Annotated in this window: 23 protein-coding genes and 1 pseudogene; 17 read left to right on the top strand and 7 right to left on the bottom strand. The window is 66.4% G+C overall.

Annotated elements, in window-relative coordinates:
* Positions 1-65: 65 nt before the first annotated feature.
* Positions 66-623: a hypothetical protein gene (locus tag AB839_RS21850; protein ID WP_082783285.1), complete on the top strand. Its 558-nt coding sequence runs from the start codon at positions 66-68 to the stop codon at positions 621-623.
* Here the strand turns inward: AB839_RS21850 and AB839_RS03595 are convergent.
* From AB839_RS03595 to msuE, 3 genes are read right to left on the bottom strand one after another with little or no spacing between them, the layout of a single operon-like run.
* Entirely contained in the window at positions 580-1,614 is a 1,035-nt protein-coding gene (locus tag AB839_RS03595) for a methionine synthase (RefSeq protein WP_061478303.1), read from the bottom strand. The two genes, AB839_RS21850 and AB839_RS03595, sit on opposite strands and share 44 nt — an antisense overlap.
* Positions 1,615-1,653: 39 nt before the next feature.
* Positions 1,654-2,631: a DUF1852 domain-containing protein gene (locus AB839_RS03590; RefSeq protein WP_061478302.1), complete on the bottom strand. Its 978-nt coding sequence runs from the start codon at positions 2,629-2,631 to the stop codon at positions 1,654-1,656.
* Positions 2,632-2,687: 56 nt separating this feature from the next.
* A complete protein-coding gene (msuE, locus tag AB839_RS03585; protein WP_061478301.1) occupies positions 2,688-3,275 on the bottom strand; it encodes an FMN reductase in 588 nt (195 codons plus the stop codon).
* A 75-nt stretch (positions 3,276-3,350) separates the two neighbouring features.
* On the opposite strand from msuE, the gene AB839_RS03580 reads away from it, so the two are divergent.
* Together AB839_RS03580 and AB839_RS03575 are read left to right on the top strand one after the other, a co-directional pair.
* Positions 3,351-4,265, top strand: a complete 915-nt coding sequence (locus AB839_RS03580) for a LysR family transcriptional regulator (protein WP_061478300.1) — start codon at positions 3,351-3,353, stop codon at positions 4,263-4,265.
* Positions 4,265-5,134 carry a methylenetetrahydrofolate reductase gene (locus tag AB839_RS03575; RefSeq protein ID WP_061478299.1) on the top strand — a complete coding sequence of 290 codons (870 nt, stop codon included), beginning with the start codon at positions 4,265-4,267 and terminating at the stop codon, positions 5,132-5,134. The genes AB839_RS03580 and AB839_RS03575 overlap by 1 nt, the downstream gene beginning before the upstream one ends.
* Positions 5,135-5,140: 6 nt before the next feature.
* On the opposite strand, the gene AB839_RS03570 is transcribed toward AB839_RS03575, so the two are convergent.
* A complete protein-coding gene (locus AB839_RS03570; RefSeq protein ID WP_061478298.1) occupies positions 5,141-5,419 on the bottom strand; it encodes a hypothetical protein in 279 nt (92 codons plus the stop codon).
* A 205-nt stretch (positions 5,420-5,624) separates the two neighbouring features.
* Here AB839_RS03570 and AB839_RS03565 point away from each other — a divergent pair, with 205 nt between their 5' ends.
* Complete coding sequence (locus AB839_RS03565) at positions 5,625-6,152, top strand: DUF6622 family protein (protein WP_061478297.1); 528 nt, start codon at positions 5,625-5,627, stop codon at positions 6,150-6,152.
* Positions 6,153-6,260: 108 nt separating this feature from the next.
* Positions 6,261-6,641 carry a hypothetical protein gene (locus AB839_RS03560; protein ID WP_061478296.1) on the top strand — a complete coding sequence of 127 codons (381 nt, stop codon included), beginning with the start codon at positions 6,261-6,263 and terminating at the stop codon, positions 6,639-6,641.
* Positions 6,642-6,709: 68 nt separating this feature from the next.
* On the opposite strand, the gene AB839_RS03555 is transcribed toward AB839_RS03560, so the two are convergent.
* Complete coding sequence (locus AB839_RS03555) at positions 6,710-7,612, bottom strand: LysR family transcriptional regulator (protein ID WP_010485668.1); 903 nt, start codon at positions 7,610-7,612, stop codon at positions 6,710-6,712.
* A gap of 109 nt (positions 7,613-7,721) precedes the next feature.
* Here AB839_RS03555 and AB839_RS03550 point away from each other — a divergent pair, with 109 nt between their 5' ends.
* The 5 genes from AB839_RS03550 (at position 7,722) to AB839_RS03530 (ending at position 13,153) form a co-directional block, all read left to right on the top strand.
* A complete protein-coding gene (locus AB839_RS03550) occupies positions 7,722-8,843 on the top strand; it encodes a 4-oxalomesaconate tautomerase (protein ID WP_061478295.1) in 1,122 nt (373 codons plus the stop codon).
* Positions 8,844-8,918: 75 nt separating this feature from the next.
* On the top strand, positions 8,919-9,977 hold the full coding sequence (locus AB839_RS03545; protein ID WP_061478335.1) for an ABC transporter substrate-binding protein: 1,059 nt from the start codon (positions 8,919-8,921) through the stop codon (positions 9,975-9,977).
* 14 nt (positions 9,978-9,991) lie between these two features.
* Positions 9,992-10,825, top strand: a complete 834-nt coding sequence (locus tag AB839_RS03540) for an ABC transporter ATP-binding protein (RefSeq protein WP_014647218.1) — start codon at positions 9,992-9,994, stop codon at positions 10,823-10,825.
* On the top strand, positions 10,809-11,585 hold the full coding sequence (locus tag AB839_RS03535; protein ID WP_005409726.1) for an ABC transporter permease: 777 nt from the start codon (positions 10,809-10,811) through the stop codon (positions 11,583-11,585). Before AB839_RS03540 ends, AB839_RS03535 begins: the two co-directional genes overlap by 17 nt.
* Before the next feature lie 134 nt (positions 11,586-11,719).
* On the top strand, positions 11,720-13,153 hold the full coding sequence (locus AB839_RS03530) for a porin (RefSeq protein WP_061478294.1): 1,434 nt from the start codon (positions 11,720-11,722) through the stop codon (positions 13,151-13,153).
* A 24-nt stretch (positions 13,154-13,177) separates the two neighbouring features.
* Here the strand turns inward: AB839_RS03530 and AB839_RS03525 are convergent, their stop codons facing one another.
* Positions 13,178-14,425: an arsenic transporter gene (locus AB839_RS03525; protein WP_061478293.1), complete on the bottom strand. Its 1,248-nt coding sequence runs from the start codon at positions 14,423-14,425 to the stop codon at positions 13,178-13,180.
* 459 nt (positions 14,426-14,884) lie between these two features.
* Between AB839_RS03525 and AB839_RS22075 the strand changes: the two are divergent.
* Together AB839_RS22075 and AB839_RS03515 are read left to right on the top strand one after the other, a co-directional pair.
* A pseudogene (locus AB839_RS22075) lies at positions 14,885-15,115 on the top strand (penicillin-binding protein); the annotation flags it as partial.
* A gap of 106 nt (positions 15,116-15,221) precedes the next feature.
* Positions 15,222-15,434, top strand: coding sequence for a hypothetical protein (locus tag AB839_RS03515; RefSeq protein WP_061478291.1), 213 nt, complete (start codon positions 15,222-15,224; stop codon positions 15,432-15,434).
* A 97-nt stretch (positions 15,435-15,531) separates the two neighbouring features.
* On the opposite strand, the gene AB839_RS03510 is transcribed toward AB839_RS03515, so the two are convergent.
* A complete protein-coding gene (locus tag AB839_RS03510; protein WP_061478290.1) occupies positions 15,532-16,092 on the bottom strand; it encodes a fasciclin domain-containing protein in 561 nt (186 codons plus the stop codon).
* A 423-nt stretch (positions 16,093-16,515) separates the two neighbouring features.
* On the opposite strand from AB839_RS03510, the gene AB839_RS03505 reads away from it, so the two are divergent.
* The 5 genes from AB839_RS03505 (at position 16,516) to xylB (ending at position 24,761) form a co-directional block, all read left to right on the top strand.
* Entirely contained in the window at positions 16,516-19,644 is a 3,129-nt protein-coding gene (locus AB839_RS03505; protein ID WP_061478289.1) for a TonB-dependent receptor, read from the top strand.
* 130 nt (positions 19,645-19,774) lie between these two features.
* Entirely contained in the window at positions 19,775-20,533 is a 759-nt protein-coding gene (locus AB839_RS03500; protein ID WP_061478334.1) for a SapC family protein, read from the top strand.
* A gap of 3 nt (positions 20,534-20,536) precedes the next feature.
* The gene (locus AB839_RS03495) at positions 20,537-21,559 is read left to right on the top strand and encodes a cupin-like domain-containing protein (protein ID WP_061478288.1); all 1,023 of its coding nucleotides are present in this window, start codon (positions 20,537-20,539) and stop codon (positions 21,557-21,559) included.
* Positions 21,560-21,570: 11 nt separating this feature from the next.
* On the top strand, positions 21,571-23,103 hold the full coding sequence (locus AB839_RS03490) for a tryptophan halogenase family protein (RefSeq protein ID WP_061478287.1): 1,533 nt from the start codon (positions 21,571-21,573) through the stop codon (positions 23,101-23,103).
* A gap of 164 nt (positions 23,104-23,267) precedes the next feature.
* A complete protein-coding gene (xylB, locus tag AB839_RS03485) occupies positions 23,268-24,761 on the top strand; it encodes a xylulokinase (protein ID WP_061478286.1) in 1,494 nt (497 codons plus the stop codon).
* Positions 24,762-24,804 lie beyond the last annotated feature (43 nt).

The raw sequence follows: 24,804 nt of genomic DNA, 5'->3' as shown, positions 1-24,804 counted from the left end.
CAGCCTTCCGCGCAGATGTTCGCCCGGTCTCAAGTCATGCGACGGGTGTTCGTATCCTTCCCGCCATGGCCTCTTCGTCCAAATTTCCTGCGTGCATGACCGCCTCCCGGCCATCCGGCTGGGTGCAGAGCGGCGAGCGCTGGGATCTGTGGTGGAACGGCCGTTCGGTGGCCAGTATCGTGCCGCATGCCGCGCTAGGGTTCCGCCTGTACCTGGACGCACGCAAGATGTCACAGGTCAAGGTCGTGTCCGCCACCAGCACCCGTCAGGCCAAGCGCTACGCCGAGCGATGGTGTGCTGTACGGCTCTGCCCGCAGTTGCCTCTGCGCGATGCGGTGGCGCGATTGGTGGATGCCGGTACTCCACCGCCTCCGGCGCTCACGCGGGAACAGCGGCAGCAGGCCCGGCGCCTGGCCGAAGCCGGGGCAGGGGAGATGGGGCGGATCAAGGAAGCGCTGGCACCACGGCCGCGCATGACGGCCGCCAGGCCCGAGGTGCAGGGGCGAGGTGGAGCCTGGTCTGTACCCGGCCAGGTTCCATCCTCCCCGCGCCGAAACGGGAACACATCCCCAGCCAGGGCTACGCTGAAAGCTCCTCACGTACGATCCTCGCCCCCGCGCTGAGTGCGCGCAGCTTGCCCCTGGCCACATCGCGCGCCAGCGGCGCCATGCCACAGTTGGTGCTCGGGTAAAGCTTGTCAGCATCCACGAACTGCAGGGCCTTGCGCAGGGTGTTGGCTACTTCATCGGCGGTCTCCACCGTGCTGGAGGCCACGTCGATGGCACCGACCATCACCTTCTTGCCACGCACCAGCTCGATCAGGTCCATCGGCACGTGCGAGTTCTGGCATTCCAGCGAGATGATGTCGAGGTTGGAGGTCTGCAGCTTGGGGAACGATTCTTCATACTGGCGCCATTCCGATCCCAGCGTCTGCTTCCAGTCGGTGTTGGCCTTGATGCCGTAGCCGTAGCAGATGTGCACGGCGGTCTCGCACTTCAGTCCTTCGATCGCACGCTCCAGCGCGGCCACGCCCCAGTCGTTCACTTCGTCGAAGAACACGTTGAAGGCCGGCTCATCGAACTGGATGATGTCCACGCCAGCCGCCTCCAGCTCCTTCGCCTCCTCGTTGAGGAGCTTCGCGAATTCCCAGGCCAGTTTCTCGCGGCTCCTGTAGTGCGCGTCGTACAGGGTATCGATCATGGTCATCGGGCCGGGCAGCGCCCACTTGATCGGCTGCGTGGTCTGCCGGCGCAGGAACTTCGCATCCTCCACGAACACCGGCTTCGGACGGCTCACTGCGCCGACCACGGTCGGCACGCTGGCATCGTAGCGGTTGCGGATGCGCACGGTTTCGCGCTTCTCGAAATCAACGCCGCTGAGGTGTTCGATGAAGGTGGTGACGAAGTGCTGCCGGGTCTGCTCGCCGTCGCTGACGATATCGATGCCGGCATGCTGTTGTTCCTGCAGGGACAGGCGCAGGGCATCCTGCTTGCCCTCGATCAGGCCTTCGTCCTGCAGCTTCCACGGTGACCAGAGCTTCTCGGGCTCTGCCAGCCAGGAGGGTTTGGGCAGGCTGCCTGCGGTCGAGGTGGGGAGCAGCGTCTTCGTCGGCATCGTGTGGTGTGTCCTGGGGGCGGATGGAGAATCGATGGATCAGCGGGCGGCCCACTGCTCAAGCACGGCGCGATAGGGCTTGATGAAGTGCTCTTCGGTGAACCGGCCCTGCTTGATGGCCAACTGGCTGCGCTCTTCGCGGTCGTAGACGATTCGGGTGGAGGAGTAATCCTGGTGCTTCAGGCTGGGCTGGTAGACCTTGCCGGCCACGGAATTGGCGTTGTAGATCTCAGGGCGGTAGATCTTCTGGAAGGCCTCCATCGTGCTGATGGTGCCGATCAGTTCCAGGTTCGAGTAGTCTCCCAGCAGGTCGCCCTGGAAGTAGAAGGCAAGCGGCGCGACGCTGCCCGGTGGCATGAAGTAGCGCACCTGCAGGCCCATCTTGTCGAAATACTGGTCAGTGGGGGAGGACTCGCCCTGGCGGTATTCCACGCCCAGGATCGGATGGTGGTTCTCGGTGCGGTGGTAAGTCCTGCTGCTGGAAACACTGATGCAGATCACCGGCCCCTTGCTGAAGTTGGCGCGGTAGGCGTCCGAGCGCAGGAAGTGCTGGAACAGCTTGCCGTGCAGGTCGCCAAAGCCCTCCGGAAGGCGGAAGGTGTCCTTGCCTTCGTTGCTGGCCGGCAGCACGACGCTGAAGTCGTAGTCACGGACATAGGACGAGAAGTTGTTGCCGACGATGCCTTCGGTGCGCGCGCCGGTGTGCGTGTCAACGATGGTCGGGCGCAACACTTCGATCAACGGGAAAGGATCGCTGCCGTCGGCGCCGTCGATATGCATCTCCACCGAGATGATGTCCAGCTCGACCGCGTAGCGATCGGCGCTTGGGTTGTCCCAATGCGCCAGATCATTGAAGCGGTTGTTGATCATGCGGATGGTGTTGCGCAGGTTTTCCTTCCGGGACGCGCCGCGCGCCAGGTTGGCGAAGTTGGTGGTGATGCGCGTGCCTTCGGCCGGCTGGTAATCCTCGTTGAAGGGGATGCGCGTGATGCTGAAGGTGAAAGCGTCGGTCGTCATGGGCGGCGTTCCGTGTTGCGGGGTGGCACCCGGATGCGGGCGAGGGCATCCGGCATTCAAAGAGCTGCGGCGGTCTCAAGGGCGGTGGCACGATGGCGGGGCAGCGCCAGCAGCGGCATGGCCCGCCGTACCGCCAGTCGCGCCCGCTCGATCAGGGCGTCGCTGTGCACGCGGCCGTCGGCGAAATCGCGATCGGTGGCGTAGATACCCAGTGGCAGGGTGCGCGCCTGGAAGAAGCTGAAGAGCGGGCGCAGCTGGTGATCGATCACCAGTGCATGGCGGTCACTGCCGCCGGTCGCGGCCAGCAGGATGGGGGTATCGACCAGCGCGTCCTGGTCGATGAAGTCGAAGAAGTGCTTGAACAGCCCTGTGTTGGAGCCGCGATAGACCGGCGTGCTCACCACGAGGACATCGGCCCGTTCGACGGCCACCAGCTGGCGCTCGACAACCTCCGGGAGCTGCGAACGCCAAAGCGCACCGGCCAGCTGCGGCGCCAGCTCGCCGAGTTCGATCAGCTGTTGTTCGCTGCGCATGTTCTCGCCGATCAGGCCCAGCAGATGCTGGGCCAGCGTGGCGGCCCTGGAAGGGCGTTGCAATCCGCCGGAGACGGCGACGATTCGAAGGGGGCGGGCAGGTGAAAGCATGACCCGATCCTAGTCAGTGCCTTCCATGACGTAAAATGGTATTACTTCACCAATCCATGAGCGAGATTCATCATCATGCTGGAGCGGATCCACCTCAGCATCGTGCAGCAGGTCGAGCTGCAGGGCTCGCTCACCGCTGCTGCCGGCGTGCTCAACCTGACCCAGTCGGCGCTCAGCCACAGCATGAAGAAGCTGGAGCAGCAGCTGGGTACCGATGTCTGGCTGCGCGAAGGCCGAAGCCTGCGGCTGACCCAGGCCGGGCAATATCTGCTGGCAGTCGCCAACCGGGTGCTGCCACAGCTGGACCTGGCCGAGGAGCGGCTGGGCCAGTTCGCACAGGGCGAGCGTGGCGCGCTGCGCATCGGCATGGAATGCCATCCCTGCTACCAGTGGCTGCTGAAGATCGTCTCGCCGTATCTGGCCGCGTGGCCGGATGTGGACGTGGACGTCAAGCAGAAGTTCCAGTTCGGCGGCATCGGCGCGCTGTTCGGCTACGAGATCGACCTGCTGGTCACCCCCGACCCGCTGCTGAAGCCAGGCCTGAAGTTCATCCCGGTGTTCGACTACGAGCAGGTGCTGGTGGTGGCCAGCAATCACGCCCTGGCCAAGGTCGACCACGTAAAGCCGCGCCAGCTCGGCCAGGAAGTGCTGATCAGCTACCCGGTGCCGTTCGAGCGCCTGGACATCTACAACCAGTTCCTGCTGCCGGCCGGCGTCACGCCGCGGCGCCACAAGGCCATCGAAACCACCGACATCATGATGCAGATGGTGGCCAGCGGCCGCGGCGTGGCCGCCATGCCGCGCTGGCTGGTTGAGGAGTACGCCGCGCGCATGGACGTGGTGCCGGTGCGCCTGGGCGCCAAGGGCATTCCCAAGCAGATCTATCTGGGTGCGCGCGAGGCCGATACCGGCATCGACTACCTGCAGGCCTTCATCGAACTGGCCCGTAACAGCTCGCCGCTTGCCGGCAATGTGGGCGGAGCGCGTTGATGCCGGCAGGCCTGTCACTGCGGGCGGACGCCTTCATCAACGCCTTTTCACTGGAAGTCAGTGCGAAGGCCATGCCCGCGCTGTGCGCCGAGGCGGATCGGATCCCGTGCGGTACCGTCATCTCAATTCCCTGGCTGGCCAGCGAGGATGACGACGCCCGACTGGCCGCCGCGCGCACGGTGCGCGCGCTCGGATTCGAGCCGATGCCGCATCTGTCTGCGCGGCGCGTCGGGTCACGCGCAGCGCTTGAACGCTTTCTGCAGCGTGCCGCCAGCGAAGCCAGGGTCGCGCGTTGCCTGCTGATCGCGGGCGACCTGGCCACGCCTGTCGGACCGTTTGCCGACAGTGCTTCGATCATCCAGACCGGTGTTCTGGAGCAATCCGGCATCAAGGTCGTTGCTATCGGCGGGCACCCGGAAGGGCATCCTGTAATGAGCAGTGACGAACGCTGGCAGGCGCTGGAGGGAAAATGCCAGGCCATCGAAGCACGTGGCATGGCCCCCTTGGTCGTCACCCAGTTCGCCTTCGATGCCGATACCGTGCTGGCCTGGCTGGATGCACTGCGCGCGCGTGGCATCACGGCTCCGGTGCTGGTCGGGGTTCCGGGGCCGGCAAGCATCCCCCGGCTGATGCGCTACGCCGCGATGTGCGGCGTGGGCGCCAGTGCATCGATGTTGGCCCGGTATGGCATCTCGATCGGCCGGCTGCTGGGAACGGCGGGGCCGGAGGTGTTCGTTGACCGCCTGGTGAAGGGGCTGACCAGCGCCCATGGCCCGGTCAGCCCGCACTTCTTCCCGTTCGGCGGTGTTGCGCCGTCGCTGGAGTGGATGGCGCAGTACCGGCGGCGCATTTCCGGCACCGGTGGTTGAATCGCCTCAGCCCGGCAGGTCGCACTTCATCCTGCCGTCCACGTAGTACGGCTTGGGTACGTTCGGGTTCGGGCTGGTCTTCTCGAAGACCACCTCGAACGAGGCAGCATCGGGCGAGCCCTTGCGCTCGGTACACGCGTCCTGCAGTTTCTTCTTGACCGCAGTGATACCGGCATCGCGGTTGGCGCCCTCGGCGCTGTTGGTCAGATTCACGGTCTCGGCCGAGGCCAGCGGGCTCAGCGCGAGCAGGCCGCCGGCCAGCATCAGTGCGTGCAGCTTGGTCATGGTTTTTACCTCGCAGGTCTCCAATGAGGCCCCAGCATAGGGCCGGGCCGTTAACGGCATGTGCCCGGCCGGGTGAGGGCAGGGCGGGCGCGCCTCGGCGTAACCCGCGATGGCTGACAGCTGTCACTGGCTGCAACCCGGGCGGAAGCGAATAGTGAGCGCCAAGGCGAGGGAACCTCGCCACCACTCACCAAGGGGACCGCTCATGAGCATGCTTCAGCACCTCGCCTCGCAGACGCCGATCTGGGTCTGGCTGCTCCTGGCCTTCCTGGTCACCCGTGGCATCGCCGCCATGAAGCCGGCCGAGACCTCGCTGCAGAAGCTGGCGATCGTACCCGCCTTGTTCGCCGTCTGGGGTGCGTGGTCGGTCAGTCATCGCTTCGGCGCGTCGCTGAGCGCCTGGAGCGAATGGCTGGCCGGCATCGCCACGGGCGCCGCGCTTGCCTGGCTGCTGCTGAATCGGTTGAAGCTGACGCTGGACCGCAGTACCGGCAAGCTCTGGCGCAACGCGGATTTCAGCCTGCTGCCGCTGCTGTTGATCACTTTCCTGGTGAAGTACGGGTTCGAAGTCGCATTTGCGGTGTCGCCGTCGCTGTCCGCCAATGCTGGTTTCAATGCCGCCTACCTGCTGCTGGCAGGCGGATTCACCGGCATCTTCGTCGGCAAGTACGGCCGATACCTGGCCTCGCTGCGGATGGATGCGGCAGGCAAGGGGCTGGAAACCGCAGGCTGATTGAACTGGTAGTGCCGGCCGCTGGCCGGCTTCCCCATGCAGGGTTGTGCGGGGCTGACGCAGGCGTCACGATGCCCACCACTGGCCACCACCGGAAACGCTGACGTCATGAAGACCACATCCTGGTTCTGGATCAACGTGGCCAGTCACTTCAGCATTGTCGCCGCCCTGGCCTGGCTGCCCGCACGGTGGACGGGCCAGCTTGTAGAGGGTTTGGCCGGCACTCAGCCGGCTATTGGCGATGCCCAGCATGTGGCCCTCATTGGTTCCATTTTTGGTTTCTGCGTGACCGCACTGATCTTCATGGGGGCGCTGACAGTCACCGGCGAACTCCTGGGTTTCTCCAGGCCCTATGCGCGACGGTCGGAGGCCCAGAACGAAGCGCAGGTCGTGCACCGGAAGGTACTGCTGACTGCATTCGCCACGCTCTCATGGGTGGCCGTGGGATCGCTTGCAGGTATTGCGTCGATCTTCGCGGCCTCGTCATGAAGGGCGGCCCTGTCAGCGCCCGGTGTGCCGGAACGGATGGGTGCGTGAACTGCGGGGCTGCTCACTGCTCACGCCTCCCCGCGCCACTGGCTCATCAGCATCTGCAGGAATCGCTCCGCCGTGGGCGAGAGCAGGGCGCCGCGGCGGCGGACGATGCCGATCGTGCGTGACACCACCGGGTTGCCGATCGCGCGTGTCACCAGGGTGGGGTGATCCCCGTCCGGCGTGGCCATCTTTGGCAGCACCGACACGCCGATGCCCGCCTCGACCATGCCCAGTGACGTCGACAGGTGGGTCACTTCATAGTGCCAGCTCAACTTGAGGTTCTCGCGCGCCAGCGCGCCGTCCAGCAGCGTGCGGTTGCCGCTGGTGCGATGCACGGTGATCAGCTGGTGCTCGGCCAGATCAGCCCATTCCACCTTGCGCTTGCGGGCCAGCGGATGATCGCGTCGGCAGGCGAGGACGAAGGGGTCCTCAGCCAGTACGTCGAAGTCGAGATTCGGATCGTTGGCGCCCATGAAGTTGATGCCGAACTCGACTTCGCCACGTTCCACTGCCTGCAGACCCTCCGTCGCCGGGATATCCAGGATGCGGAAGCGCACGTTCGGGTGCGCTTCGTGGAAACGCGCCATCACGCTGGGCAGGAAGTAGAACGCCGCCGTCGGCAGGCAGGCGATGGTCACTGTCGCGCCGCGGGTGTCTTCGCGGCCGCGCAGCGAGAACAGTGATCCATCGAATTCCTCCAGCATGCGGCGCACCAGCGGCAGCAGGTTCTCGCCGACAGCGGTAGTGCTGACGCTGCGCGTGGTGCGCTCCAGCAGCGGCGACCCCACCGCCTGCTCCAGTTTCTGGATGCGGCGGCTGAGTGCTGGCTGGGAGACGTGCAGGATTTCCGCGGCGCGATGGAAGCTGCGGGTCTCCGAGACCAGCAGGAAGGCGCGTAGATCCAGGATTTCGCAATTGATGCTCATAGGGTATCAATCATCCAAAAATCAGCAATTCACAGATCAATTGGGGCCATGCCAGTATCGAATCACAGAGGGGTCATTCATCCCCTATACGCATCAATCTAGCACACGTATGTCCAACGATCTGCTCAGCATTCCCTGCGTCCTCATGCGCGGCGGCACCTCCAAAGGCCCGTTCTTCCTGGCCAGCGACCTTCCGATGGACACCGCCGAACGCGATCGCCTGCTGCTGGAAGTGATGGGCTCGGGCCATCCGTTGCAGATCGACGGCATCGGCGGTGGCAACGCGCTGACCAGCAAGGTGGCGATCATCGACCGCTCCAGCCGTCCGGACGCCGATGTCGACTACCTGTTCGCCCAGGTACGGGTAGAGCAGCAGGTGGTGGATACCTCGCCGAACTGCGGCAACATGCTGGCGGCCGTAGGCCCGTATGCCATCGAGCGTGGGCTGGTGCAGGCGCAGGATCCGCAGACCGAGGTGCGCATCCACAACGTCAACACCGGCAAGCTGATCATCGCCACGGTGGAAACGCCCGGCGGCAACGTGGTGTACCGAGGTGACACGCGAATTGCCGGCGCGCCGGGCTCGGCCTCGCCGGTCAGGCTCTCCTTCCTTGATGCGGCAGGCGCCCGCACCGGCAAGCTGCTGCCCAGCGGCCACGCGCAGGAGGCCATCGATGGCGTGCCGGTCAGCCTGGTGGACTGCGCGATGCCGATGATGCTGGTGCGCGCAGAAGATCTGGGCGTGCGCGGCGATACCCCGCCCGCCGAACTGAACGCGGACGCAGCGTTCATGCACCGGCTGGAAGCGCTGCGCATCGAGGCAGGCGCCCGCATGGGCATCGCCGACGCCGGCAACAAGGTCATCCCCAAGCCGGTGCTGCTGTCGGCGCCGCAACATGGGGGCGATCTGCAGGTGCGCTATTTCATGCCGCATCAATGCCACACCGCGCTGGCCATTACCGGCGCGGTCGGCCTGGCCACCGCGGCCGTTACGCCGGGCACGCTGGCCCACACTTTGGTCGGATGCCTGTCCGTTCCCGGCAGCATTACCCTCGAACATCCGAGCGGGGCCCTGGAGGTGGGCCTCAGTCGCAGCTCGCAGGACGCGCCGGTCGTTGCCAGCGTCGTGCGCACCGCACGCCGGCTGTTCGAAGGACGCGTGTTTGCCACCACGCCAGCACTTGCCGTGGCCGGTTCCACCCAAGCCCGCCAATGGACGTCAGCGGCATGATCTGAACCCGGACGGGCCGGCGCAGGTGCGCATGCCCGCCATTACAACGTAGATGCTTCACTCCTGGGAGGGATGATGTACAAGCAGTTCTTGATGGCCGCGCTGTGCGCGGCTGGTCTGGCCGCGGCCGGATGCAGCAACAGCGGGCGCACCGAAGGCGCATCCGCCGGCGGTGGTGACAATGCACCGGTACGCATCAGCGTCGGCTCCTACAACCTCAACAACCTGCCGTTCTTCATCGCCGACGCCAAGGGCTACTTCAAGGACGTCGGCCTGCAGGTGAAGACCGAGAACTTCGCCCAGGGCGGCTCCAAGGTATTGCAGGCGCTGGTGGCCAATTCCACCGATGTGGCCGTCGGCTTCTACGACCACACCATCCAGATGCAGGCCAAGGGCAAGGACGTGGTGGCCTTCGTGCTGCTCTCGCGCAACTCCGGCCTGGTGATGGCCGGCCGCGAGGATGCCAGCTTCGATCCGGCACGGCCGGAAACCATCAAGGGCCAGAAGGTCGGCATCACCGCGCCGGGCTCATCGTCGGACTTCTTCGTCCGTCACTTCCTCGCTCAGCACGATATCCCCGTCGACAGTGTCTCGCTGATCGGCGTCGGCTCGGGCGCCGCAGCGGTGGCCGCGCTGGAGCAGGGCAAGATCGACCTGCTGGTCAACTACGACCCTGCCGCCACCCTGATCACCGAGCGCAAGGTCGGCAGGATCCTCCTCGACGCGCGCAGCGATGACGGTGCCCGCCAGGTCTATGGCGGCCTGTACCCGACCTCGGTGATGTACGCCAACCAGAGCTTCCTGGACAAGCGTCCCGAAGCGGCCGAGAAGATCGCCCGCGCCGAACAGATGGCGTTGAAGTTCATCGCCGACAACAGTGCTGAAGACATCGTTGCGGCGCTGCCGGACAGCTACGTTTCTGGCGACCGCGCCACCTATGCGCGCGCGGTGGAGAACGCCCGCGCGATATTCACCCGCGACGGTCATTTCACGCCGGCTGATCTGGAAACGCCGTTGAAGGTGCTGCGCGAGTTCAATACGGATGTGGCCAAGGCCGACATCGATCTGTCCCGCACCTACACCAATGCCTTCGTCGAGCGTGCCAGCGCTGCGGCGCCGGCTGCCCAACCGTAAGCGGAGGTAACCCCATGGCCCTCAATGCCACCGTGCGCCAGTTCAATGGCGCGCCGCAGCTGGAGCCTGCACAGACCATGGTCGCCATCAACAAGGTGACCATGTCCTTCGGCGAATTCACCGCCGTCCGTGATGTCGACATCCAGGTGGGGGACGGCGAGTTCCTTGCCATCGTCGGGCCGACCGGCTGCGGCAAGAGCACCATCCTCAATTCCGTGGCGGGCCTGCTGAAGCCGTCGTCCGGGCAGGTCAGCATCGATGGCCGCGCCGTCAGCGGTGTCCAGGAGTCGGTCGGCTACCTGTTCCAGCAGGATGCGCTGCTGCCGTGGAAGACGGCTTACCAGAACGTTGAGCTCGGCCTGCGCTTCCGTGGTGTGCCCGAAGCCGAACGCAAGGCCAAGGCCAACGCGTGGCTGGCCAAGGTCGGCCTGGCCGGTTTCGAGCACCGCTATCCGCACCAGTTGTCCGGTGGCCAGCGCAAGCGCGTGCAGATGGCGCAGGCGCTGATCGTCGAGCCGAAGGTGATCCTGATGGACGAACCTTTCTCGGCGCTGGACATCCACACCCGGCACCTGATGCAGAACGAACTGCTGCGGCTGTGGCAGGAAGACCGGCGCTCGGTGATCCTGATCACCCACGACCTGGAAGAAGCCATCGCCCTGGGGGACCGCGTGGTGGTGCTGTCCTCCGGCCCAGCCAGCCGTGTCGTGCGCAGCTTCGACGTGGATCTGGAACGGCCGCGGAACGTGGCCGAAATCAAGCTGGATGACCGTTTCACCGACCTGTACCGCGACATCTGGGCCTGCCTGCGCGGCGAAGTGGAGAAGAGCTATGCACGCCAAGACTGACAAGTTCATCCAACTGGCCCTGGTAGTCGCCGTGTTCGGCGGCTGGGAGGGCGGCATCGCGCTGGGCGTGATCGATCCGTTCTTCTTCCCGTCGCCAACGGCGATCGTGCAGCAGGCCTGGACCTGGCTGTCCGATACGTCGTTCTACCAGCACGTCTACATCACCCTGACCGAAACCGCGCTGGGCTACATCATCGGCACCGGCCTCGGCGTGGCCGGCGGTGTCTGGTTGGGCCTGAGCCGCCGCTCGGCGCGCATCCTCGATCCCTTCATCAAAGGCTTCAACGCAATTCCGCGCGTGGTGCTGGCCCCGATTTTCGTGTTGTGGCTGGGGCTGGGCCTGTGGTCGAAGGTGGCGCTGGCGGTCACCCTGGTGTTCTTCACCACGTTCTTCAATGCCATGCAGGGCGTACGCGAGGTGAATCCGGTGGTACTGGCCAATGCCCGCATCCTGGGCGCAAGCCGCAGCGACCTGCTACGCCATGTCTACTTCCCGGCAGCAGCCAGCTGGATCCTGTCCTCGCTGCGCACCTCGGTGGGCTTCGCCGTGGTAGGCGCGATCATCGGCGAGTACCTCGGCGCCTCGGCGGGCCTGGGTTACCTGATCGCGCAGGCAGAAGGCAACTTCAACGCCGTTGGTGTGTTTGCCGGCATCATCATCCTGGCCGCCTTCGTGCTGGTCATCGACGCGCTGCTGGACGTGGTCGAGAACAAGCTGATCACCTGGCGTCCCAACGCCCAGGCCCAGGCCACCAGCTGACCGGGCCGGGCTGAGCCCGCCTGCCGCGCCGCCGGGACGATCCGGCGGCGCGCGCTTCCTCCCCCGATCTTCCCCCGCACCACCGCAACAGGCCAGCGCCGGGCCAGGGGGCCGGCTGGCCGGAGAGAGAGTCCATGAACCATTCCACCGTGCTGCCACCGGCAGCGCTGTCGGTCGCGCTCGGCCTGCTGTTGGCCAGTGGCCATGCTGGCGCCCAGTCCACGTCTTCGCTGCCCGCGCCGCTGAGCCAGGCTGAGCTGTCACGCCTGGTGCAGCAGCAGGCACTGCAGATCCAGCAACTGGAAGCACGCCTCCGCGCCGTGGAGGGCGGGCACAGCACCGCCGGTGCGGCGGCCGCAACGCAGCCCTCCGCGCTGGACACCCGCGTCGCCGCACTGGAATCCAGCCAGGCCAAGGCGCCCAAGGTCACCTGGTCCAAGGGCGCACCGGAGTTCAGCAGTGCCGACGGCAGCGTGGCGTTCCGTCCGCGCGGACGCCTGTTCGTCGACGCATCCAGCACCGATGGATCGTCAGTGAGTGACCGCAACATCTCCGGTACCGAGATCCGCTCGGTGCGGCTGGGCGCCGAAGGCCGCTACGGCATCCTCGGCTGGGCGGTGGAAGGTGACTTCGCCGACAACGCGGTGGCGTGGAAGTCGGTCTACGCCACCGTGGACCACCGCCTGTTCGGGCTGCCGGCCGACCTGACCGTGGGCAACCGCCTCAACGACCGGGGTATCGACGGCTCCAGCAGCACGTCCAACACGCCGTTCCAGGACCGCAACGTGGTCGGCACGCTGATGCTGCCGCAGCGTGGCCTGTTCGGTGTCGGCCTGACCGAGCGCGTGTACGGCAAGGACTGGCATGCCAGCCTGTCGGTGGCCGGCAACGATCTCAACAACGCCGGAACCGACAACGACAGCCAGACCTGGGCCACGCGCGTGCATTGGAACCCGGTGGCCAACGACGCAGTCACGGTGCACCTGGGGGCCTGGGCCTTCCACGAGGAGATTGCCGCAGGCGCCAGCGGCGTCGTCCGCAGTTCGGCCATCGCCGGGCACTTCAACGACCTGGTCAAGATCGCGCCGGGCACACTGCTGGGCGCCGAGCGCAGCACGTCCTATGGCGCGGAACTGGCAGGCTTCTTCGGGCCGGCCTGGGCGACCGGCGAATGGGGTACGCGCAACCTGCGCGGGGCCGACGCCAGCGGGCGCTACGATCTGGACCACGAGGCCTGGGCGATTTCGGCGGGCTGGTTCCTGGCCGGTGCAAGGCCGGCCTATTCGGGCAAGGCCGGCACCTGGGGCCGGGTGAAGGTGGCTGACCCGGTCACCCGCGGCGGCGCCGGGGCATGGGAACTGAAGGGGCGCTACGAGGACGTGGACTATGCCGAGCTGCCCAGTGGCGGTACCGGCCACGCGTGGACGCTGGGTGCGAACTGGTATCTCAACGACTTCAGCCGCGTGATGTTCGAGGCGATCCGTTGGCAGACCCGCAACCGCAGCGGCACCGGCCAGGGCAGGGATGAAGGCACCACCTTCAACACCCGCCTGCAGGTGGCCTTCTAGAAGCGCATGCCGTTCGCGCGCCGATCAGAGCAGCAGCAGTGCTCCGATCAACGCCGGCGGCATCACCAGCGCGCCGACGCGCAGGAAGTCGAGCGCGCTGACATGCTCGCCCTCGCGACGCAGGGCTACCAGCCACAGCATCGTCGCCAACGAGCCTGTAACGGACAGGTTCGGGCCCAGATCCACGCCGACCAGCAATGCAGCACGGGTCTGCGCCGGCAGGTCGGCCATCTGCCCCAGCGAACCGGCGGCCAGGCCGACCGGCAGATTGTTGGCCCCGTTGCTCAGCAGCGCAGCCGCGCCACCGGCCAGCCAGCTGGCCTGGCGGGGAGACGCCTGCGCCACGGCCTGCAGCGCGCTGGCCGCGCTCTGGATGACACCGGTCTGCGCCACCGCTTCCACCAGCACGAACAGTCCCGCCACCAGCGGCAGCACGCCCCAGGACACGTGTCGCAGCAGTGGCAGCGGGCTGCGCCGCTGGCGGATCGCCACCACTGCCACACTCAGCGTGCCCGCGCAGAACGTGGTCAGGCCCAATGGCCCGTTCAAGGCGGACGTGACCAGCAACACGGTGCCGGTGAACAGCACGCCCAGTGCGCTCAGCCGGCCGCCGTCGGTCAACGGGCGATGCACCGGCGCGGCCACCAGCGGCTGGGCGATCTCGCGCCGGTGCACCCAGCGCAGGACCAGATAGGTGGCACCGATCGCCGCCGCCGACGGCAGCGCGAACTGCGCCAGCCACTGCAGCAGCGGCGGCATGTGCTGGCCGTACACCACCAGGTTGGCCGGATTGGAAATGGGCAGCACGAAGCTGGCCGCATTGGCGATGAAGGCACAGACGAACAGGTAGGGCAGGGGATTGGCGCGCGCCGCCTTGCAGGCGGCGTAGACCGCCGGCGTCAGCACTACGGCCGTTGCATCGTTGGACAGGAACACCGTCACCAGCGTGCCGACCAGGAACACCAGGTCGAACAGGCGTCGCCCGGATCCGCCCGCATGCCGCACCGCGTACAACGCCAGCCAATCGAACAGGCCTTCGCGCCGCGCCAGTTCGGCCAGCACCATCATGCCGACCAGGAACAGGTAGACGTCGCGGCCTTCGGCCACTGCGCTCCATGCGGTGTGCAGCGACACGGCGCCCAGCAACGGCAACACGGCGGCAGCGCCCAGCGCCCACACATATTCGGGGATGCGGAAAGGACGGAACAGCAGGCCGAGGGTGGCAACGGCGACCGCTGCCCAGATCAGGAGGGGGGCTTGGGAGGCAAGCATGGAGTGGGGCTTCAGCGGCACCTGCAGCGACCCCGGCGCAGGGGGGCCTGGCGCGCGCGATCAGCGGATGGGCGGCCGCTGCAATCATCGCAGGTTCCGGGTCGCCGCATCATACCGTGCGGCGCGGCATGGCGACCGCGCGGACGACCGCGTTGCAGGTGGGCCGGGGCGGCGCCCAGCCCACGTCCAGCACGCAAGCGCGCCATCACTTCAGCCACTGCAGTGGGACTACACATGTAGTCACGCTGCACGCACACTCATTGGACGAGATTGCGATGCCAGGATCCTGCTGGTTGTCCTGCGCCCTGGCCCTGGTGTTCGGCATCACCGGGCCAGCCAAGCGGCGACGCGTGCCGAAGCCCTTGCCGCGATCGAGCGCAACGCGCGCGCCGCGCATTCCGATGCGGTCCTGGTGATGCACCACCGGGAGACGCTGCTTGAGTTGAAGCCCGCCGCCGCAGCCAGATCTCCGCGCGCGGACTGAAGCTCGCCGATCTCTACGACATCACACGGGGACCGGTCGTCGGCTTTGCCGCCAGCGGCTACCTGGGCCAATACCTGATGATCGTCCCGGAACAGCGGGTGGTCGCCGTGCGTCTGGTCCACCGGCGCGAGACCCACAGCGCTCCACAGGACGACTATCCCTCCTTCTTCGCCGATGTCCTGCAGTTGGCGCGGACACTGCGATAGGCCCTGTCGCCATCATGTCCACGCGCGCTGAACATCTTCCTGGAGCGTTCTTCACTGGCGTGCCGCCTAAAGTGGGATGACATCCTGGCCGCACACCAACTGAAGCATGTTTGATTATCAGGACTGGACCTTCCACGCCAATGGCCGAACGGTAGTGGCGCGGGTAGCGCTGGACGGCGACGGTGGCGGCACCATCAACCGCTACCAGCTGGTGCCGGGGCCGGCGCAGTCGGGGCTGTGCATCAAGGTCGCCTCCCAGGAGGAGGCCGCGCAGAAACTGGAGGCCGAAGTGACCAAGCTGCTCGGGCCGGAGTGGTAGCCACGACGCCATGCCGGGCAGGGATCCGCATGGTGACGTCGGGATGACCGGCCCCGGGCAACGGGCATCGCGCCGGATGCCCGTTGCGTGAGGCCGCTTACTTGGGCATCAGCACGGTGTCGACCACGTGGATGACGCCGTTGGACTGGCCGACATCTGCAATGCTGATGCCTGCCTTTCCACCCTTTGCGTCGATGACCCAGAGCTTGCCATCGTGGAGCGCCACGGTGAGAGGCTCACCCTGCACGGTCTTCAGGGTGGCCTTGCCGCCGTGCTTGCGGGCATCGGCCAGAAGCTGGGCCGAACTGTAGCTGCCCGGGACGACGTGGTAGGTCAGGATCCGGGTCAGCTGTGCCTTGTTTTCAGGCTTGACCAGTGTATCGACAGTGCCTGCAGGCAGCTTTTCGAAGGCCGCATTGGTGGGCGCGAAAACAGTGAAGGGCCCGGCCCCGTTGAGGGTGTCGACCAGGCCGGCTGCTTTGACCGCTGCAACCAGCGTGGTGTGATCCTTGGAATTGACGGCGTTCTCGACGATGGTCCTGGTGGGGTACATTTCTGCCCCGCCCACGATGACGGTGTTGGCGGCGAAAACCGAGGAGCCGGACGAAACGAGTACGGCGAAGCCGACTGCGGCGGCGATGCGCTGAAGAGCGTTCACGGTGCGTTCCTTTCTGGATGACCCGCAAGTGCGGGCATCTTTCCTACGTCGGGTGAGCGTGACCGGATGCAGCAACGGCCGAGTCATCAGCTGTTTGGCGCGCAGACGGTTTTGCTGCGCTGCATGGTGACAACGGCGAACCTCGGTGATTACTCTCCGCTGCAACGCGATGGTAGCGCTACCAGTCGGACGGGGATCCAGGGTCCGGGAGGCTGCCTTCTTTGCCGCGTGTTTGTCCTGGCAGGCTTGAAAAGCAAGTGTAAGTCGCGGCGTGCCCGAGCACCCGTGCTGTTCGGTTTGGAATGCGGGCCACGCCCGTGCGTGCCCCTGGGAGGGGGCGGTACATCCATTCGATCGTATGTCAGAGGGGACTTTCATGAGCACCTGCAGTTTCCGTGGCACCCCGGGCCCGAGGTCCGGTTCATGAGCCGCGCGTTGGCGAAGTTCCGGTCCCGGGCCATGTTCACCTTCGTGGGTGGTGCCCTGGTCATCAATCCCGCCTTTGCGCAGGACGCCGCACCGGCGACCGGGCCGCAGCCGCAGAGCCAGTCGCAACCCACCCAGCTGGATGCAGTGCAGGTCACGGGCATACGCAACAGCCTGAGCCAGGCCATGGACATCAAGCGCGACTCGGCGGGCGTGGTCGACGCGATCAGTGCCGAGGACATCGGCAAGTTCCCCGATACCAATCTTGCCGAGTCGTTGCAGCGCATCACCGGCATCTCCATCGAGCGCCGTGACGGCGAGGGTGCGCAGGTGACCGCGCGTGGCTTCGGCCCCCAGTTCAACATGGTCACGCTCAACGGTCGGCAGATGCCGGGTGCCGATGCATTCGGTGCCTCTGGACAGGTCGCCATCGGCGGTGTCGACGGCGGCACCCGCGCCTTCAATTTCGCGCAGCTGGCCGCCGAGGCCATCAATGGTATCGAGGTCTACAAGACCAGCCAGGCGCAGGTGCCCAGCGGTGGCATCGGTGCGACGATCAACATCCTGACCTCGCGTCCGCTCGATCACGCCGGCATCGTGGCCAACGCCGGGGCGAAACTGGTCTCCGACCAGAGCCAGCCGTTCGACAATGACCTGACACCGGAGCTGTCGGGCATTTTCAGCTACAGCAATCCGGAAAAGACCTTTGGCGTCAGCCTCAGCGCGAGCCAGCAGAAGCGCAAGGGGGGCTCGGTACAGGCCACGGAGAACTACTGGAACGTGCAGCCGTGGACAGGGTCGATGCCGGGCAACCCGACCGTGGTCAATGCCCCGGCCGTCGGCCAGCTTTACGCGAGGCCCAATGACCTGCGCTACGCGTTCTCCGAATTCGAGCGCGAACGCGTCAACGGCCAGGCCGTGCTGCAGTTCGCGCCGACGGACAGCCTGACCCTGACCGTGGATTACACCTACTCGACCAACGAAATCACCGAGAATCGCGGCGAGCAGGGCATGTGGCTGCAGAACAGCAACTACACCAACGTCGAGTTCGACACCAGTGGCGCCGTCGCGACGCCGGTCTACATCCGCGAAATCGCCGGCACCAAGGATTTCGGCCTGGAACAGCAGCGCAGCATGCAGGAGTACAAGCTGGGTTCGCTGGGCTTCAACGCCGTCTGGAATGTCAGCGACCGCTTCAAGCTCAGCTTCGATGCGCACAACTCGAAGAACGAGAGCCGCCCGAATGACCCGCTCACCGGCGGTGGTTCGATCTTCATGAGCATCGCCGGCACCAACAACTGTACCCGTGGCCCGCATTGCGGTGGCTCCTGGGTGCAGGAGCTGAACTTCAACAATGGCCTGCCGGTTGGCACCCAGGTCTGGTATCCCAGCACCGCCGATGCGGTCGCCGGGACCAATGGCGTGGTCAATCCGGGATTCCAGGAAGGCGAGGTTGGCACGCAGGTGCTGCGCGTCAACGCGCAGAACCAGATCAGCGAGATCAAGCAGGCCCGCGTCGATGGCGAATGGAACTTCGACCACGGGCGCTTCCAGTTCGGCGTGGACACCAACAAGTCCACCACCCACCGCATCCAGGCCGCCGAGGCCTACTCGACCCTGGGCGACTGGGGCGTGGCCAACGTGGACCGGGATACTGCCGCAGGCCTGATGGACCTGCTGCAGCCGGTCAGCATCGTCGGCCTGTTCGACGACTACAGTGCCAACAGCTGGCCCGCCTGGCGCGGCAATGCCGGGCAGCTCGCGCAATGGGCATCGCGCGAGTACGGCGTCGGCCTGGGTGTGAACCCGCAACGCGCGGCCGACAACTTCGTGGAAGAGAAGACCAAGGCGGCGTACTTCCAGGTGGAGCTGGACGGGGAGCTGGGTGGCATGCGCACCAACACCCGCCTGGGCGTGCGCTATGAAACCACTGACGTGGTGTCGACCTCGGTCATTGCCGTCCCCGAGTCCATCGAGTGGCAGGCCAACAACGATTTCCGCATCGTGCTGTCCGATGAGCAGCAGCCCTTCACAGAGAAGGCGCGCTACAGCTACATCCTGCCCAACCTTGATTTCAGCATCGACCTCACCGAGGAGCTGAAGGGACGCGTTTCGTTCGGCAAGAGCATCGCCCGCGCGCCGTACGGCAATCTCTATGCGGGACCCGGGGCCCAGCAGCCGTTCGGCTCGGTGCTGATCGATCCCTCGTCGCGCGCCAGCGGCAACTCGCAGAACCCGAGCCTGAAGCCGCTGGAATCGGACAACCTCGACCTGGGGCTGGAGTGGTACTTCGCCGATGCCAGCTATGTGTCATTGACCTACTGGAACAAGTCGGTCAGCAACTTCATCGGCAACACCGTCGTCCAGGAAAGCCTGTACGGCCTCACCGACCCCACCTCCGGGCCGGATGCACGGGCGGCATTGGACTTCCTGACCAGCGGCGCCTGCGTCGCCCAGGTCGGGCCGGCCAATGCGGCCGCCTGCTCGGCCAACGACACCTCGCTGTTCACCGCGCTGGCATTGCTGCGCAACAATCCTGCCGGCCTCGGCGCCTACAACGGCACTGATGCGCAGGTGCTGGCCACCGAAGCGGCCTACGATCTGTATGGGCAGCCCAACGATCCGCTGTACCAGTTCAACGTCAATCGCCCGATCAACCAGAACAAATCCAAGCTGCATGGCTGGGAGCTGGGCGGCCAGTACTTCTTCGGTGACACCGGCTTCGGCGTGCTGGCCAACTACACCGTGGTCAAAGGCGATGTCGGCTACAACAATGGCGGCGATCCGGGCATCGACCAGTTCTCGCTCACCGGCCTGAGCGACACCGCCAACGCCATGCTGATGTACGAGAAGTACGGGTGGTCGGTGCGCCTGGCATGGAACTGGCGCGACCAGTACCTGATCCTGGCCAACCAGGGCTCCAGCCGCAATCCGTACTATGTGGAGCCGTACGAGCAATGGGATCTCAGCGTCAACTACGCGCTGGATGACCACTGGTCCTTCAGCCTGGAGGCGATCAACCTGACCGGCGAGGATGTGCGGTGGCGCTCGCGCACCTCGCAGATGATCGTCAAGCTGGCAGACCAGAGCCCGCGCTACATGCTGGGCGTCCGCTACAAGTTCTGAGCCTGGTTGCCGACGCGTCCGGCACGGCACCGCTGCCCGCCAGCGGTGCCGTGCCGGGACGGTGTCGCCGCGCCTGTCGCGCCTGCGCTACGCTGCCGGCCAGCCACCCCGCACTGGACTGGATACCCTGATGGCCCGCTACGAAATGCTCAACAACATCGCGCATCGGGACCTGAAGGTCGCCACCGGATTCGGGCCGCAGTTCGGCGATGCCGTGGGCATGGTGCCGGCCTATCCCAGCGAGTTCGCCGAACTGCAGCGTGAGTATCCGATCTTCCTGCGCAGGGAAAGCGGGACGGAAGCGTGGCAGTCCGTGGCCCTGCTGGGTTTCGAACAACACGAGAACCTGTTCCTGCAGGACGGGCGCTGGAATGCTACCTACCTGCCAGGCGCGGCCGCCAAAGGGCCGTTCCTGATCGGCTTCCAGGAGCACTACGTGGATGGCCTGCTCACCCAGGATGCGGTGATGCACGTGGACCTGGACCATCCGCGCGTCACCGACGGGGGCGGGGAGCCGGTGTTCCTGCCGCAGGGCGGCAACACCCCTTACCTGGACCACATCGCCAGCGTGCTGCGCGGCATCCACGAGGGCAGTGCCTTCGCGGCCGGGATGTTCACGATGCTCGACGACTGCGGCCTCATCCAGCCGGTCACGCTCGACGTGCAGATCGCGCCGCACCACCGGGTGAGCGTGAGCGGATTGCATGGCATCGACCGCGAGCGCCTGGCGGCGCTGGACAGTTCGCGACTGGCTGCGTTGAACCGCGCCGGTTACCTGGAAGGTGCGTACCTGATGCTTGCCTCGCTGCATAACATGCGCCGCCTGATCGCCGAGAAGCAGCGCCGTCTCCGCGTCCAGGACTGCACCGCGCAGGCGGCCAGGAACTGACCGGTGTACGCCCGCCTGCCGATGCGGATCCTGGAAGGCATCGATCCTGCCGCCCTGCCATTGGCTGCCCTGGTGGAGGCCGGTGAGCCGGTCGTACTGCGCGGCATCGCCACCGATTGGCCACTGGTCCAGGCCGGGCTGAGCGGGGTGCAGGACGCAATGGCGTACCTGTGCAGCGTCGATGCGGGTGCGCCTATCCAGTACTCGTTCGGCGGCGCCGAGATCGGGGGGCGCCCGTTCTACAGCGCGGACTTCACCCGGTTGAATTTCGAAGTGCGGCGCGGCGGGCTGGCCCGGGTGCTGGAAGAGATCGCCGCGACGCTGCATGCACCGCAACCGCCAACCTACTACGTGGCCTCGCTGCCGATCGCGCGGGCACTGCTGCCGGCATTCGCGCAGGCCAACGACGCCGGTCTGGCGAAGCAGGGCATCGACGCCACCGCCAGCATCTGGATCGGCAACCGGGTGACGGCCTCGTGCCATTTCGACACACCCGACAACCTCGCCTGCTGCGCGGTGGGGCAGCGCGAGTTCACCCTGTTCCCGCCCGACCAGATCGACAATCTGTATCCGGGCCCGCTCGATCCCACGCCGGGGGGACAGGTGGTCAGCGTGGTGGACTTCGAACAGCCCGACTTCGATCGGCATCCACGTTTCCGCGAGGCGCTGGCGCACGCGCGCCGCGCGGTGCTTGGGCCCGGCGATGCGATCTTCATTCCCAGCATGTGGTGGCACCATGTACGCAGCCTGGAACCGTTCAACGTGCTGGTGAACTACTGGTGGCGAAGCTCGCCGGCCTGGCTGGGATCCGCGCTGGCGGCGCTGCACCACGCGATGTGGTCCGTGCGTGATCTGCCAGCGCGCGAAAAGCAGGCCTGGGAAGGGCTCTTCCGCTACTACGCATTCGGCCCTGGCGAGCGCGCGGGGCAGCACCTGCCTGACGCCGCGCGCGGGGATCTGGCACCGTTCGACGAGCAGCGCGCCCGCCGCATGCGCGCGATGCTGCTGGGCAGGCTCAACCGTTGAGAGAGGGCACCATGTTGGATACCCAGAGCACGCCTTCAGGGCGCATCCGCAAGGTGGTCATTGCCGGTGGCGGTACGGCGGGTTGGCTGGCCGGCTGCGCGCTTGCGCACCAGTTCCGTGACCAGCTGCAGATCACGCTGGTCGAGTCCGAGCAGATCGGCACGGTCGGTGTCGGTGAGTCCACTGTGCCGCCGATCCGCACCTTCCACCGCTTCCTGCAGATCGACGAGCAGGAGTTCCTGCGCGCGGTGGCAGGCACCTTCAAGCTGTCGATCTCGTTCGAGAACTGGCGCCTGCCGGGCGATCGCTTCTTCCATCCGTTCGGCACCATCGGCCATGGCACCTGGGCGGCCCCCTTCCATCACTTCTGGCTGGACAGCCTGCGCCGCGGCATGCCCTCGGACCTGGGCGACTTCTGCCTGGAGAGCATCGCCTCGCGTGGCGACCGCTTCTCGCTGCACACCCAGCCGCAGGCCAGCTATGCGTATCACTTCGACGCCGGTCTGTATGCGCGGTTCCTGCGCGGCAGGGCCGAGGCCCACGGCCTGCGCCGGATCGAAGGCCGGATCGCCCAGGTCAGGCAGCACGCGCACGACGGTTCGGTGCAGGCGCTGGTGCTGGACGACGGCCAGGTGATCGAGGGCGATCTGTTCATCGACTGCACCGGCTTCCGCGGCCTGCTGATCGAGCAGGCACTGGGCACCGGCTACGAGGACTGGCACGAATGGCTGCCGTGCGACCGGGCCGTGGCGGTGCAGACCGAAGCGGTGGCGCCGCCGGTGCCCTATACCCGGGCGATCGCCCACGAGGCGGGGTGGCGCTGGCACATCGCGCTGCAGCACCGCGTTGGCTGCGGGCTGGTGTATGACAGCCGCCATCTGTCCGATGACGAGGCCGCCGCGAAACTGCTGCGCGATGCCGGGGCTCCACCCTTGCGCGATCCATGGAAGGTGCCGTTCCGCAGTGGACGCCGGCTGAAGGCCTGGAACAGGAACGTGGTGTCGCTCGGGCTGGCCAGCGGCTTCATCGAACCGCTGGAGTCGACCAGCATCCATCTGACGATCAGCGCGGTAGTGCGCCTGATCCAGCTGTTCCCGTTCGACGGCATCAGTGCGTCGCTGGTGCAGCTGTACAACGATGTCAGCCGCCAGGAAATGGAGCATGTGCGCGACTTCATCATCCTGCACTACCACGCCACGCAGCGCAGCGAACCGATGTGGAAGGCCTGTCGCGAGATGCGCGTGCCGGAGTCGCTGCAGCAGCGGCTGCAGGCGTGGCGCGAGCGTGCGCATGCGTGGCAGGACCCCGGCGAGCTGTTCCGCGTCGAATCCTGGACCAGCGTGCTGCTCGGGCAGGGCATCGCGCCCGGTCCTGCGCACCCGCTGGCGCGGGCCGTGAGTGATGCCGATCTGCGCACCTTGTTGAAGGGCATCCAACGGCCTGTGCAGCAGGCCGCCGCGCAGATGCCGGCGCAGGCGGAGTTCATCGCGCAGTACTGCAGGTCCGGCGTGGACGTGTGGCGTTCGACGGCAGCAAGCGCGTAGCAGGGTTTTGCGTTGCAGCACGCTTTTTCCGCTGCAGCTGGTTACAGTGCGGCAACACCGCGGGCGATGACGCACGCGGTGGCAACGAGGGGGGCCGGACACCACGCCCCCTTTTTGAGTCCACGGAATGTTAGCGCTACCTTTTTTGATCGGAGGCGGTTTCGATGGGTCTGGTTGCAGGGATCGATGCAGGGACGCAGAGCCTGAAGGTGCTGGTCTATAACCCGCGGAAGCAGGCGGTGGTGGCCTCGGCCAGCGCGCCGCTCGCGCTGGACAGCGGTGCCGATGGCAGCCGTGAACAGGCGCCTGCCGACTGGGTATCGGCCCTGCGCGACTGCTTTGCCCGGATCGATCCCTCGCTGCGCGCGCGCATCGTCGCACTGGCGGTATCGGGCCAGCAGCATGGGTTCGTGCCAGTTGACGATGCTGGCGAGGTACTGGCACCGGCCAAGCTGTGGTGCGACACCAGCACCTCGGCCGAATGCATCCAGCTCATGGACGCCGTGGGCGGGTTCCAACGAACCATCGCGCTGGCGGGCAACCCGATCCTGGCCGGCTACACGGCCTCCAAGCTGCCCTGGACCCGGATCCACCGTGCCGACGCCTATGCGCGGCTGGCGACCATCCTGCTGCCACATGACTACCTGAATTTCGTGTTGACCGGGCAGCGGTTCTGCGAGCTTGGCGACGCGTCCGGAACCGGCTGGCTGGACGTGCGCACGCGCACCTGGTCGCAGGAACTGCTGCGCGCCACCGATCCTGATCGTGATCTTGCTGCCTGCCTGCCGCCGATCGCTGCGCCCGATGCCCTGTTCGATATCGCGCCGGAGGCCGCGGCCGCGCTCGGGCTTGCAGCGGCGGTGAAGGTGGCCGTTGGTGGCGGCGACAACATGATGGCGGCGATCGGCACCGGCTGCGTCACGGAAGGGCGGCTGGCGATGAGCCTGGGAACCTCCGGAACGCTGTTTGCGTATTCCGGCTCGCCGGTGATCGATCCGGATGGCGCGTGGGCGGCGTTCTGCTCGTCCACGGGGGGCTGGCTGCCGCTGATCTGCACCATGAACTGCACCGTGGCCACCGAACGCGTGGCCAGCGCCTTCGGTTTCAGCACCCGCGACGGCGACGCGCATCTTCGCGCAACGCCGCCGGGGGCAGGGGGCCTGGTGATGCTGCCGTTCCTCAATGGCGAACGTACCCCTGACCTGCCGCTGGGCAAGGGCGTGCTGGCGGGCCTGGATATCGCCAATTTCACCCCGGCGCATGTGTACCGCGCCGCCATGGAGGGCGCGACCTACAGCCTGAAGTACGGCTACGACGCCTTCATCCGCGCGGGCATGCAGTTCGATCGCATCGTGCTCACCGGCGGCGGCAGCAACAGCGCTGCCTGGCGTCAGCTGGTGGCCGATGTATTCGGCCTGCCGGTGGAGGTCCCGGTGCAGGCCGAGGGTGCGGCGTTTGGAGCGGCGCTGCAGGCGCTGTGGGCGCTCGCCCGATCGCAGGGCAACGCCACTTCGATCAGCGACATCACCGCACGGCACGTCAGCGTCGATCCCGCGCTGTCCGCGCGCCCGGATCCGGATCGCAGCGATGCCTATGCACGGGCCTACGCACGCTTCCTCAGTCATCTTGATGCCATCACGCCGCTGCAGCGCGGCTGATGGCTCCTCCACGACACCCCGTACAACGACAGGAGCACGCACC

Origin of the sequence: Stenotrophomonas sp. DDT-1, assembly GCF_001580555.1 — a bacterium.
Classification (GTDB): Bacteria; Pseudomonadota; Gammaproteobacteria; order Xanthomonadales; family Xanthomonadaceae; genus Stenotrophomonas; species Stenotrophomonas sepilia.
This window is presented reverse-complemented; position numbering and strand designations above follow the sequence as displayed.

Bases quoted from the DNA above. Each gene is read 5' to 3' on its own strand.
- AB839_RS03500 (WP_061478334.1), top strand. From the start codon at position 19,775: ATGGCCCGCTACGAAATGCTCAACAACATCGCGCATCGGGACCTGAAG.
- msuE (WP_061478301.1), bottom strand. From the start codon at position 3,275: ATGCTTTCACCTGCCCGCCCCCTTCGAATCGTCGCCGTCTCCGGCGGA.
- AB839_RS03550 (WP_061478295.1), top strand. From the start codon at position 7,722: ATGTCCAACGATCTGCTCAGCATTCCCTGCGTCCTCATGCGCGGCGGC.
- AB839_RS03535 (WP_005409726.1), top strand. From the start codon at position 10,809: ATGCACGCCAAGACTGACAAGTTCATCCAACTGGCCCTGGTAGTCGCC.
- AB839_RS03515 (WP_061478291.1), top strand. From the start codon at position 15,222: ATGTTTGATTATCAGGACTGGACCTTCCACGCCAATGGCCGAACGGTA.
- AB839_RS03570 (WP_061478298.1), bottom strand. From the start codon at position 5,419: ATGACCAAGCTGCACGCACTGATGCTGGCCGGCGGCCTGCTCGCGCTG.
- AB839_RS03595 (WP_061478303.1), bottom strand. From the start codon at position 1,614: ATGCCGACGAAGACGCTGCTCCCCACCTCGACCGCAGGCAGCCTGCCC.
- AB839_RS03525 (WP_061478293.1), bottom strand. From the start codon at position 14,425: ATGCTTGCCTCCCAAGCCCCCCTCCTGATCTGGGCAGCGGTCGCCGTT.
- AB839_RS03540 (WP_014647218.1), top strand. From the start codon at position 9,992: ATGGCCCTCAATGCCACCGTGCGCCAGTTCAATGGCGCGCCGCAGCTG.
- AB839_RS03530 (WP_061478294.1), top strand. From the start codon at position 11,720: ATGAACCATTCCACCGTGCTGCCACCGGCAGCGCTGTCGGTCGCGCTC.
- AB839_RS03505 (WP_061478289.1), top strand. From the start codon at position 16,516: ATGAGCCGCGCGTTGGCGAAGTTCCGGTCCCGGGCCATGTTCACCTTC.
- AB839_RS03565 (WP_061478297.1), top strand. From the start codon at position 5,625: ATGAGCATGCTTCAGCACCTCGCCTCGCAGACGCCGATCTGGGTCTGG.
- xylB (WP_061478286.1), top strand. From the start codon at position 23,268: ATGGGTCTGGTTGCAGGGATCGATGCAGGGACGCAGAGCCTGAAGGTG.
- AB839_RS03545 (WP_061478335.1), top strand. From the start codon at position 8,919: ATGTACAAGCAGTTCTTGATGGCCGCGCTGTGCGCGGCTGGTCTGGCC.
- AB839_RS03560 (WP_061478296.1), top strand. From the start codon at position 6,261: ATGAAGACCACATCCTGGTTCTGGATCAACGTGGCCAGTCACTTCAGC.
- AB839_RS03590 (WP_061478302.1), bottom strand. From the start codon at position 2,631: ATGACGACCGACGCTTTCACCTTCAGCATCACGCGCATCCCCTTCAAC.
- AB839_RS03580 (WP_061478300.1), top strand. From the start codon at position 3,351: ATGCTGGAGCGGATCCACCTCAGCATCGTGCAGCAGGTCGAGCTGCAG.
- AB839_RS03575 (WP_061478299.1), top strand. From the start codon at position 4,265: ATGCCGGCAGGCCTGTCACTGCGGGCGGACGCCTTCATCAACGCCTTT.
- AB839_RS03555 (WP_010485668.1), bottom strand. From the start codon at position 7,612: ATGAGCATCAATTGCGAAATCCTGGATCTACGCGCCTTCCTGCTGGTC.
- AB839_RS21850 (WP_082783285.1), top strand. From the start codon at position 66: ATGGCCTCTTCGTCCAAATTTCCTGCGTGCATGACCGCCTCCCGGCCA.
- AB839_RS03490 (WP_061478287.1), top strand. From the start codon at position 21,571: ATGTTGGATACCCAGAGCACGCCTTCAGGGCGCATCCGCAAGGTGGTC.